At 69.8% G+C, this 9294-nt stretch carries 12 protein-coding genes; 3 read left to right on the forward strand and 9 right to left on the reverse strand.

Annotated elements, in window-relative coordinates; genetic code table 11:
- Positions 1-35: 35 nt before the first annotated feature.
- The 6 genes from APM_RS00860 to APM_RS00885 all read right to left on the reverse strand — a co-directional run bounded on the left by APM_RS00860 (position 36) and on the right by APM_RS00885 (position 4189).
- Entirely contained in the window at positions 36-614 is a 579-nt protein-coding gene (locus APM_RS00860; RefSeq protein WP_007421465.1) for a TMEM175 family protein, read from the reverse strand.
- A gap of 71 nt (positions 615-685) precedes the next feature.
- On the reverse strand, positions 686-1648 hold the full coding sequence (locus APM_RS00865) for a glycosyltransferase family 2 protein (protein ID WP_007421466.1): 963 nt from the start codon (positions 1646-1648) through the stop codon (positions 686-688).
- A gap of 10 nt (positions 1649-1658) precedes the next feature.
- The gene (locus APM_RS00870) at positions 1659-2564 is read right to left on the reverse strand and encodes a polyprenyl synthetase family protein (protein WP_007421467.1); all 906 of its coding nucleotides are present in this window, start codon (positions 2562-2564) and stop codon (positions 1659-1661) included.
- Positions 2561-2827 (reverse strand): exodeoxyribonuclease VII small subunit, encoded by a 267-nt coding sequence (locus APM_RS00875; RefSeq protein ID WP_011942068.1) that lies wholly within the window; start codon positions 2825-2827, stop codon positions 2561-2563. The genes APM_RS00870 and APM_RS00875 overlap by 4 nt, the downstream gene beginning before the upstream one ends.
- Positions 2828-2865: 38 nt before the next feature.
- Positions 2866-3795, reverse strand: coding sequence for a histone deacetylase family protein (locus APM_RS00880; RefSeq protein WP_007421469.1), 930 nt, complete (start codon positions 3793-3795; stop codon positions 2866-2868).
- Positions 3796-3823: 28 nt separating this feature from the next.
- Entirely contained in the window at positions 3824-4189 is a 366-nt protein-coding gene (locus APM_RS00885) for a sulfurtransferase TusA family protein (RefSeq protein WP_013639560.1), read from the reverse strand.
- Here APM_RS00885 and APM_RS00890 point away from each other — a divergent pair.
- Positions 4188-5084, forward strand: a complete 897-nt coding sequence (locus tag APM_RS00890; protein WP_007421471.1) for an ROK family protein — start codon at positions 4188-4190, stop codon at positions 5082-5084. The genes APM_RS00885 and APM_RS00890 overlap by 2 nt on opposite strands.
- A 9-nt stretch (positions 5085-5093) precedes the next feature.
- Here APM_RS00890 and cysQ read toward each other — a convergent pair whose 3' ends face one another.
- On the reverse strand, positions 5094-5864 hold the full coding sequence (gene cysQ, locus APM_RS00895; protein WP_007421472.1) for a 3'(2'),5'-bisphosphate nucleotidase CysQ: 771 nt from the start codon (positions 5862-5864) through the stop codon (positions 5094-5096).
- A 92-nt stretch (positions 5865-5956) separates the two neighbouring features.
- On the opposite strand from cysQ, the gene APM_RS00900 reads away from it, so the two are divergent.
- Both APM_RS00900 and APM_RS00905 read left to right on the forward strand, forming a co-directional pair.
- Positions 5957-7501: a leucyl aminopeptidase gene (locus tag APM_RS00900; RefSeq protein WP_007421473.1), complete on the forward strand. Its 1545-nt coding sequence runs from the start codon at positions 5957-5959 to the stop codon at positions 7499-7501.
- 82 nt (positions 7502-7583) lie between these two features.
- Complete coding sequence (locus APM_RS00905; protein WP_007421474.1) at positions 7584-8582, forward strand: DUF563 domain-containing protein; 999 nt, start codon at positions 7584-7586, stop codon at positions 8580-8582.
- Here the strand turns inward: APM_RS00905 and APM_RS00910 are convergent.
- Together APM_RS00910 and APM_RS00915 are read right to left on the reverse strand one after the other, a co-directional pair.
- A complete protein-coding gene (locus APM_RS00910) occupies positions 8573-9100 on the reverse strand; it encodes a YqhA family protein (RefSeq protein ID WP_007421475.1) in 528 nt (175 codons plus the stop codon). The two genes, APM_RS00905 and APM_RS00910, sit on opposite strands and share 10 nt — an antisense overlap.
- Positions 9097-9294: hypothetical protein (locus APM_RS00915; protein ID WP_138919139.1), on the reverse strand; the 198-nt coding region annotated here is incomplete at its 5' end. The genes APM_RS00915 and APM_RS00910, both read right to left, overlap by 4 nt.

Here is a 9294-nt window from a genome sequence, read left to right on the forward strand (position 1 = left end):
ACTGCGCGAGCGGGCGCGGGCCGGCTGAGCGGCGCTCAGCGCCCGTCGAACAACGCTTCGATCCGCCGGTCCGGCACGCACCACAACAGGGCGACCAGAGCGTAAAGTCCATCGGCGATCCAGGGCGAGACGAAGGCGAGGACCAGGCCGGCGAGATAGAGCGGCGGTGAAATCTTCCCCTTGATGTCGCGACCAAGCACCGTCGCCAGAGGGGAGTCTGGACCCTGCGCGTGGATGATCGCCGCCTGCGCGATCTTCCAGGCAATCGCCGGCATCAATAGGACGAAGCCGTAGAGCGCCGCCGGGCCCGAGGCGCGGGGGTACTCGCCGAGCCAGCCGGTGGCGAAGGGGATCAGCGACAGCCAGAACAGCAGGTGGATGTTGGCCCAGAGAATCGTGCCATTCACCCGCTCGACCAGCTGGAAGAGATGATGGTGGTTGTTCCAGTAGATCGCGACATAGAGAAAGCTCAGCACGTAGCCGGCGAGCGTCGGCAAGCTGGCGGACAGCGCGGCAAGCTCGGGGCCGGACGGCGTCTTCAGCTCGAGCACCATCACCGTGATGATGATGGCGAGCACCCCGTCGCTGAACGCGGCAAGGCGATCGCGATCCATGCGCCGGCGCCCCGCTCCACCCCTCGCCTCATGGTCCATGCCGCCCTCCATGCCGGTCGCCGCGGCTCCGGTCAGAACAGGAATTCGCGCTCCGCGTTCCATCGCGCGACCAGGCCGCGCGCCTCGACCGACTCGTCAAGCAGGCGGCCATGGGCACGGGCCAGCGCCTCGGCATGGTGCAACGCCGCCGCGAGCGCGCGCATCGCCGGGTCGGACGGCACCGTATGGCGCAGCTCGCCACCGCGATAGTCGATCGGGTCGAACACCATCCGCGCCGGGTCCACGGGCTGGGCGAGATAGGCCGGGTCGCCGATCAGGCTCGCGGGAGCATCACGCAAACGCTCGAACGGCACTTGATAGTGTTCCGAATAGCGGTTTTGCAGCGCAGCCGCGCCGGCCGCCAGCACCTTGAGCCAGCCGATCCCGCATTTCTGCAGGTCGTGCCAGCCGGAGCGGCGGGGATAATGCGCGAGTGCGGCGCCGGGCAGGCCGATTTGCGGCAGCGCGACGCCATCGACCGACGCACCATGATTGCCGGGTGCCACGGCACAGCGCGCGCCGAAGCCGCCGCGCACGATGACCTTGGGCACCGGCGGGGTCTGCCGCGCGCGCCAGCGCATCCGCCTTGGGACGACCGGTTCGGCCGGATCGTCGTCCACGGTGTCGAAATAATGCACGAGCGGCACCGTCGCCGCGCCCGCCACCGTCGCGGCAAGCGCGCCGCCCAGCCCGCCCTCGCCCGCGACGATGAATTCATCGACATCGAGAAACGCCACCCAATCCGGGTGGTGCAGCCCGTCGGCGGTCTCGTAGAGCCATGAATTCACCCGCGCCTCGTCGAACCCGACGGCGCGGGCCTGGAACACCGACAATGGAAGCCCCTCGTCGCGCAGCGCCCGCAGGATCGCGAGCGTGCGGTCGGTGCTGCCATTGTCGAGGAAGAGCATGTGCGCCGCGAAGCTCGCGTTGTGCCGCACGAAGGCCTCGACGATGTCCTCCTCGTTCAGGATCCGGCTGGCGATGACGATCCGCATCGTCCGCCGGTCAGTTCCGGCGGTTGACCGTGAAGGCGGCCAGCGCGCGAAGCAGATCCGCCTTCGCGCCGAAACTGTCGAGATAGGCGGCGGCCTGGCTCGCGAGATGCGCCGCATGGGTGCGCGCGCGCTCGATCCCCATCACCGCGACCATCGTCGCCTTGCCCTGGGCAGCGTCCTTGCCGGCGGTCTTGCCGAGGCTGGCATCCGAGCCCTCCTCGTCGAGAATGTCGTCGGCAATCTGGAAGGCTGCGCCGAGATCCCGGCCGTAGCCGGCGATATGGTGCCGCTGCGGCCCCGGCGCGCGACCGAGAATGGCACCGGCCTCGGCGCTGAACTGGATCAGCCGCCCGGTCTTGAGCGCCTGCAGGCGGGTGATCACCGGCGGTTCGAGCTGCCGGCCTTCCGAGACGATGTCGATCATCTGGCCGCCGACCATGCCGCGCGCGCCGGAGGCGGCCGCGAGGGCCAGCACCAGTTCGCAGCGCACCTCGGGATCGGAATGGGTGTCCGGCTCGGCCAGCACCTCGAAGGCGCGGGTTTGCAGCGCATCGCCGGCCAGGATCGCGGTCGCCTCGTCGAAGGCCTTGTGGCAGGACGGCTTGCCGCGGCGCAGATCGTCATCATCCATCGCCGGCAGGTCGTCATGCACCAGCGAATAGGCGTGCAGCATCTCGACCGCGGCGGCAACGCGCACGGCGCAGGTGATGTTGACCGAAAACAGCCGTGCCGTCTCGATCACGAGGAAGCCGCGCATCCGCTTGCCGCCGCCGAGCACGGCGTAGCGCATCGCCTCGACCAGCGGGCGCTCCTCACCCTCGGGCAGGGGCAGCAGCACGTCGAGTTCGGTCTCGATCAGGGCAGCCGCGTCCCTGAGGGCAGCGGCGAGAGCGGCATCGGACTCGGTGGCGGTCATTGGTCGTCCTTCAGGGCAAGGGAGCCGTCGGCGCGGGCGACGATCGACTGCACGCGGCTCTCGGCCTCGGCCAGCCGCGCCTCGCAATGCTGCTTCAGACGGCTGCCGCGCTCATACGCGGCGATGGCGTCCTCGAGCTTCTGCTGCCCGGTTTCGAGCCCGCGCACGATGCGCTCCAGCTCGGCCAGGGCATCCTCGAAGGACAACTTGTCGATGTCCGGTCCCGACTCCGGGGCGCCGGCGTCCGGCTTGGCTGCGGCCATGATCGAAACTCCCAAGTTTTCCCCGCGATAGCGCCGGATCAATGCCGCATCAAGGCGCGGACATGGGCGGCGGTGCCAGCGGCGAGCGCCTCGAGATCGTAGCCGCCCTCGAGCAGGGAAACCACCTTGCCGCCGCAATGCCGGTCGGCGACGCGCACAAGCGCCTCGGTCAGCCAGGCGAAATCGGCGGTTTCGACATTGAGTTCGGCGAGCGGATCGAACCGGTGGGCATCGAACCCGGCGGAGATGATGAGCAGTTCCGGCGCGAACCGCTCGAGTGCGGGGATCAGCGTGTCCTGCCAGGCGGCGCGGAACTCGGCCGAGCCCGAGCCGGGCGGCAGCGCGGCGTTGACGATATTGCCGGCGACCCCGCGCTCGGAAGGGCGGCCGGTGCCCGGATAGCACGGATACTGGTGCGAGGAGGCATAGAACAGGTCGGCATCCGTCTCGAACATCGCCTGGGTGCCGTTGCCGTGATGGACATCGAAATCGACCACGGCAACGCGCTTCAGATCATGGGCGCGGGCATGATGCGCGGCGATCGCGGCATTGGCGAACAGGCAGAAGCCCATGGCACGATTCGGCTCGGCGTGATGCCCCGGCGGCCGCGTGGCAACGAAGGCGGCTCGGGCCCAGCCCTCCATCACCGCGTCGACCGCGCGCATGGCGCCGCCGGCCGAGCGCAGCGCCGCGGCGAGGCTGCCATGGCTCATCAGCGTGTCGGCATCGAGATGCACCGGTTCGCCTTCCGCTGGCGCCATCGCCAGGATCGAATCGACATAAGCGTCGTGATGCACCGCGCGCAGCGCGGATTCAGGCGCCTCCGGCGCCACCTCGCGCAGCAGATGCTGGAATTCGGGCGTTTCCAGCGCGCCCAGCACGGCCCGCAGCCGCGCCGGGCGCTCGGGGTGGTGCGGGCCGGTATCGTGGTCGAAGCAGGCGGGATGGGTGATCAGGGCAACGGGCATCTGTCTCGGAGTCTCCCTGTTGGTTTGCTTATCTGGCGGTGTCGTGCCGGGCCGCTTCTTTCGCGGCGGCCTCCTGTTTCGCGCCGCCGGCGCGGATGGTGAAGCTGAAGACGCCCTTTACCTCGCTCCACGAGATCAGCGCGTGGCCGGCATCGCGACAGAAATCGCGAAAATCGACGACAGCGCGGGGATCTGTCGCGAGCACGCGCAGCCGCGTGCCAGGGGCAATGGAGCGCAGTTCGCGGGCCGCCCGCAGCACCGGCATCGGCCCTTTCAGATAGCGCGCGTCGAGCTGTCTGTCCGCCATGGGAACATGGTGACGCCTCGCCGCCTCTTGAGCAATAGGCCCAATGGCGTGATAGAGGCGCCGGACGTAACGGACGGGACAGATCATGACCTATCGCATCGGCATCGACCTGGGCGGGACCAAAATCGAGATCGCGGCGCTGATGCCCGACGGCTCGCTGGCGCATCGCGTGCGGGTTCCGACACCGCAGGATTACGGTCGGACGATCGACACGATCGCCGGCCTCGTTCAGGATGCCGAGGCCAGGCTCGGCCCGGCGCATGGCATCGGCATCGGCATTCCAGGGACGATCAGCCCGGCCACCGGCCTCGTGAAGAACGCCAATTCCGAGCGGCTGAACGGCAACCCGTTCGACAAGGACCTCGAGGCGAAGCTCGGCCGGCCCGTCCGCGTCTCGAACGACGCGAACTGTTTCGCGATGAGCGAGGCGGCGGACGGCGCGGGCGCGGGCGCGCATTGCGTCTTCGGCGTGATTATCGGCACCGGCTGCGGCGGCGGCATCGTGATCGACGGCAAGGTGCTGGAAGGGCGGCATCACATCGCCGGCGAATGGGGCCATACCCCGCTGCCCTGGCCACGCATGGAGGAAATGCCGTTGCGGCGCTGCTGGTGCGGCAAGCCGGGCTGCCTCGAGACTTACATCGCCGGCCCGGCACTGGCCGCAGAGGCGGACGGGACGGGCGCCCGGGATGCCGGCTCTGTGCCGGCACGCGCCGCCGCGGGCGAGGAACGCGCCATCCGCGCCCTCGCCATCCATGCGGACCGGCTGGCGCGCGGCCTCGCCATGATCGTCAACATCCTCGATCCGGACGTGATCGTGCTGGGCGGCGGACTGTCGAATCTCGACCATCTCTACACCGACCTGCCGGGGCTGATGAAACCCTACATCATCAGCGACACGTTCGACACGCCGGTGGTCCGCAACAAGCACGGCGATTCCTCGGGCGTGCGGGGCGCGGCCTGGCTCTGGCCGGCGCCCTGAGCCACGCCTTCAGCCGGCGGCGCGGCCGAAGCAGAGGAAGTGGGGGTTCTCGAACCCCTTCTTGCCGTAACGGAGGGGGGTTTCGTCCGCCATGGTGACGACGCGGCCACCCGCCGCCTCCAGCACCGCCTGCGGCGCCGCGGTGTCCCACTCCATGGTCCGGCCGAGGCGGGGGTAGAAATCGGCCGCGCCCTCGGCGAGGCGGCAGAATTTCAGCGCCGAGCCGATATTCGTCAGCTTCGCTACCTTGTAGCGGGCGAGATAGGCGGCGAGTTGCGGATCGTCCGCGTAATGGCGAGATGCATAGACGGTGATCCCCTCCGCCGGCGGGGTGCGGGCGGCAATCGGGTGGCGGCCGGCACCGTTCTGCCGCCAGGCCCCCTGCCCCACGATCCCGCCATAGACGGCACCCTGCGCCGGCGCGCCGACCGCGCCGAGATGCGGCCGGCCATCGACCACAAGGCCGATGCACACAGCGAACTCGTCGCGCCCCTCGGCGAATTCCCGCGTGCCGTCGAGCGGATCGACCAGCCAGAACCGGCGGCCGGGATCGGTCTGCCGGCCAGCGGCGACTTCTTCCTCGGCAACCACCGGGATCTCGGGGACGGCACGGCGCAACCCCTCGACGATCACCCGTTCGGCGCGCGTGTCGGCGATCGTCACCGGGGTTTCGTCGGCCTTGCGGTCAACGGTGAAGCCGCCGGCACGGACGGCAAGGATTTCGCGCCCCGCGGCCTCGGCCAGCGAGGCTGCGAGTTCGAGCAGTTGATTGTCGTTCATGCCCGCCTGATATCCCGGGGCTTGGAAAACACCAAATTGGCGAGCATGCTGGATTGCGTCGCTAAACGAAACGGAAAACGGGACAAGACGGCATGATCGATATCGGATTTGCAAAGCCCGCGCTGCCCGAAAGCGGTGCGCTCGCCCTGCTGCTGGCCGAGGGCGCGGCGCTCGACGGTGTTGCAGCAGCATTGGACGCCGCCCTCGAAGGTGGGCTCACCCGCGCGATGGCGGCGGCGCGCTTCACCGGCAAGCGCGGGCAGACCGCAACCCTGATCGCGCCCGGCGCCGGTCTCGACCGCGTGGTGCTGGTCGGCCTCGGCGCCGCCGACGACGTCACCCCCCACCGCGCCGAGAGCGCCGGGGCGACCGCCGCCGCGGCACTGCTGAAGGAGCCGTCCGCCTCGCTCGCCGCCGATGCGCTCGACCCCGCCCTGCTCGCCCATGCCGCCCTCGGCGCGCGGCTGCGCAGCTACCGGTTCGACCGCTACCGCACCCGCCAGAAGGAGGAGCAGAAGCCGAAACTCGCGAATCTCGCCGTGCTGGCGTCCGATACGGCGGCGACGCGCACCGCCTTCGCCCCGCTCGCCGCCCTTGCCGCCGGCGTGGAGCTGACCCGCGATCTCGTTTCCGAGCCCGCCAACATCCTCACCCCGGCCGAGATGGCCGACCGCGCGAAGACGCTGAAATCGCTCGGCGTAAAGGTCGAGGTGATGGACCAGCGCGACCTTGAGAAACTTGGCTTCGGCGCGCTGCTCGGCGTCGCCCGCGGCAGCGTGAACGAGCCGCGCGTGGTGGTCATGCAATGGCTCGGCGCCTCCGAGCCCGAGGCGCCGGCGCGCGGCCGCAAGGCACAGGCGAAGCAGGCGGCGAAACCTGCGCGCAAGGAGCGCGCCGTCCCGCACGATCCTCTGGTCTTCATCGGCAAAGGCGTGACCTTCGATACCGGCGGCATCTCGCTCAAGCCCGCCGCCGGGATGGAGGACATGAAATGGGACATGGCCGGCGCCGGCACGGTGATCGGCCTGATGGCAGCACTTGCCGGGCGCAAGGCGCGGGTCGACGCGGTCGGGCTGGTCGGCCTGGTCGAGAACATGCCCTCCGGCAGCGCGCAGCGGCCGGGCGATGTCGTGACCTCCTATTCCGGCCAGACGATCGAGGTGCTCAACACCGACGCCGAGGGCCGGCTGGTGCTGGCCGACGTGCTGGCCTACGCGCAGGAGCGGTTCCAGCCGCGCTTCATGGTCGACCTCGCGACGCTGACCGGGGCCATCATCGTGGCGCTCGGCCACGAGAATGCCGGCCTGTTCTCGAACGACGACACGCTGGCCGGGCAGCTCGCCGAGGCGGCGAAGATCACCGGCGAGGGCGTATGGCGCATGCCGATGGGCGAGGCCTATGACAAGCTGATCAACTGCGACATCGCCGACATGAAGAATATCGGCGGCGGCCGCGCCGGCGGCTCGATCACCGCGGCGCAGTTCCTCCAGCGCTTCGTCAACAAGGTGCCCTGGGCGCATCTGGACATCGCCGGCATGGCCTGGGCGACCAAGGACGGCGCCGTCGGCCCGAAGGGGGCGACCGGCTTCGGCGTCCGCCTGCTCGACCGGCTGGTGGCGGACCATTACGAGCGCTGAACCGTCCGGCCTGCTGCGCGCGGCGGGCGGCGCGATCCCGCGGATCCGCCTCGCCGCCGCCGCGATGCCGGCGCCGCTTCCCATGCCACGCCCGGCGGATCCGGAATTCATTGCGCCGGAATGGATCCGGCTCCACGCCGAGGCGCCGCGCGAGGCCTTCGATCTCGCCCTGCTCGGGCCGATGCGGGCGCGCCTCGCCGGGCCGGGGCTGGTATGGCATGGCGGCGCGCTGCTCGATGACGAGAGCGTCATGCCCGTCTATGTCCGCCGCGTCGTGCATGAGGATGACGGGGCGATGCCGGCGCGCCTCGCCACCCTGCCGCCGCGGCGCGAGGCGCGGCCGGCCTTCGTCTTTCACGGCTGGGGCGTTCGGGTCTACGGCCACCTGCTGATCGAGATGCTGCCGAAGCTGCTGCTCGCCGCCCGGTTTTCGCCGCTGCTGTCTGGCGCCCTCCCGGTGCTCGACCGCCAGATGCCGGACTGGTTCATCGCGATCCTGCACGATCATCTCGGGATCGATCCCGAACAGGCCATCTGGTTCGACTCGGCGCACGAGCAACTCGATCTCGACCGCGCCATCATCCTCCCGCTGCTCGGCCGGCGCGGCGGGTATCATCCGCTGACCGGATCGCTGATCGACGATTTCATCGCCCGCACAACCCGCCCGCCCGCAGCACCCGTGCCACGGATCTTCGTCGCCCGCGGCGATTTCGCCAATCCCGATGCGCCGCAACGCCGCTACGTCAACGAGAGCGAGATCGCCGCCATTGCCCGCGACGAATTCGGCTTCGCCGTGCTGCGGCCGGAAACCCTGCCCTTCGCCGAACAGGTCGGGCTGTTCGCCGGCGCGCGGGCGATCGTGGGGCCAATGGGCTCGGGCCTGCACAACGCGATCTTCGCCGGGCCGGACTGCGTGACCGGGGTGATCCGCTGCCACGCGCTCGACCAGTCGGCGATCGCCGCACTGCGCGGCCAGCGGATCGGCCTGCTGAGCGAAGGCATCCACGAGACCGCGCCGCAGGCCTACAGGGTCGAGCCCGACCGGTTCCGCCGCTTCCTCGCGGCGCTGCTTCAGTCGTGACCGGCGAGCCGGTCGGTCAGCGCGAGAAGCACGCCGGTGAGCACCAGCGCGAGCATCAGCCCGGACTGGAACAGCACGACGCGGTCTGATTCGGTGCGCACCTCGAGGAAGACGCGGGTGACATGGACCGCGGCGATGACCGTGATCGACCCCAGCATTTTCAGCTTGAGGGCGCCGAAATCGATGCTGCCCATCCATTCCGGCCGGCGGTCGCCCTCCGCCAGGGTGATGCGGGCGACGAAATTCTCGTAGCCCGAGAGAATCACGAGCACGATCAGGTTGGCGGTGAGCGAGAGGTCGATCAGCGACAGCGTCGCCATGATCACCTGCGTCTCGCTCATCGCGATCAGTCCGGGTGCCGCATGGATGAGCTCGACGATGAAACGGGCGACGATCAGCGCCAGCAGCACCAGCATCGCGAGATAGAGCGGCGCCAGCAGCCAGCGCCCGCCAAACAGCAGCGCCTCGATAATGCGCACCACGCCACCATTGCGGCGGGTTGGGCCTTGATCGCTCATGCGATGGTCTCCGAAGTCACGGGTTCACGGACAAGTTCCGCCTGCCGGGCCAGCCGCGCAAGCCCGTCATCGATCGCGGGCAGGCCCACCGGCGGCGGCAAGGGCGGCGGGTCCGGCAGGTCGGGATCGAACCAGGCGGCGAGCGCCTCGGCCCAGGCCCGGCAGCCGACCCGGGCCACTGCCTCCGGGCGGGG

It is taken from the genome of Acidiphilium sp. PM (genome assembly GCF_000219295.1).
In the GTDB taxonomy this organism is placed as follows: domain Bacteria; phylum Pseudomonadota; class Alphaproteobacteria; order Acetobacterales; family Acetobacteraceae; genus Acidiphilium; species Acidiphilium multivorum.

What these genes read in the sequence shown, in the direction of transcription:
- cysQ (WP_007421472.1), bottom strand. Translation starts at nt 5,864, where the DNA reads ATGAACGACAATCAACTGCTCGAACTCGCAGCCTCGCTGGCCGAGGCC.
- APM_RS00865 (WP_007421466.1), bottom strand. Translation starts at nt 1,648, where the DNA reads ATGCGGATCGTCATCGCCAGCCGGATCCTGAACGAGGAGGACATCGTC.
- APM_RS00885 (WP_013639560.1), bottom strand. Translation starts at nt 4,189, where the DNA reads ATGATCTGTCCCGTCCGTTACGTCCGGCGCCTCTATCACGCCATTGGG.
- APM_RS00890 (WP_007421471.1), top strand. Translation starts at nt 4,188, where the DNA reads ATGACCTATCGCATCGGCATCGACCTGGGCGGGACCAAAATCGAGATC.
- APM_RS00905 (WP_007421474.1), top strand. Translation starts at nt 7,584, where the DNA reads ATGCCACGCCCGGCGGATCCGGAATTCATTGCGCCGGAATGGATCCGG.
- APM_RS00870 (WP_007421467.1), bottom strand. Translation starts at nt 2,564, where the DNA reads ATGACCGCCACCGAGTCCGATGCCGCTCTCGCCGCTGCCCTCAGGGAC.
- APM_RS00880 (WP_007421469.1), bottom strand. Translation starts at nt 3,795, where the DNA reads ATGCCCGTTGCCCTGATCACCCATCCCGCCTGCTTCGACCACGATACC.
- APM_RS00900 (WP_007421473.1), top strand. Translation starts at nt 5,957, where the DNA reads ATGATCGATATCGGATTTGCAAAGCCCGCGCTGCCCGAAAGCGGTGCG.
- APM_RS00875 (WP_011942068.1), bottom strand. Translation starts at nt 2,827, where the DNA reads ATGGCCGCAGCCAAGCCGGACGCCGGCGCCCCGGAGTCGGGACCGGAC.
- APM_RS00910 (WP_007421475.1), bottom strand. Translation starts at nt 9,100, where the DNA reads ATGAGCGATCAAGGCCCAACCCGCCGCAATGGTGGCGTGGTGCGCATT.
- APM_RS00860 (WP_007421465.1), bottom strand. Translation starts at nt 614, where the DNA reads ATGGATCGCGATCGCCTTGCCGCGTTCAGCGACGGGGTGCTCGCCATC.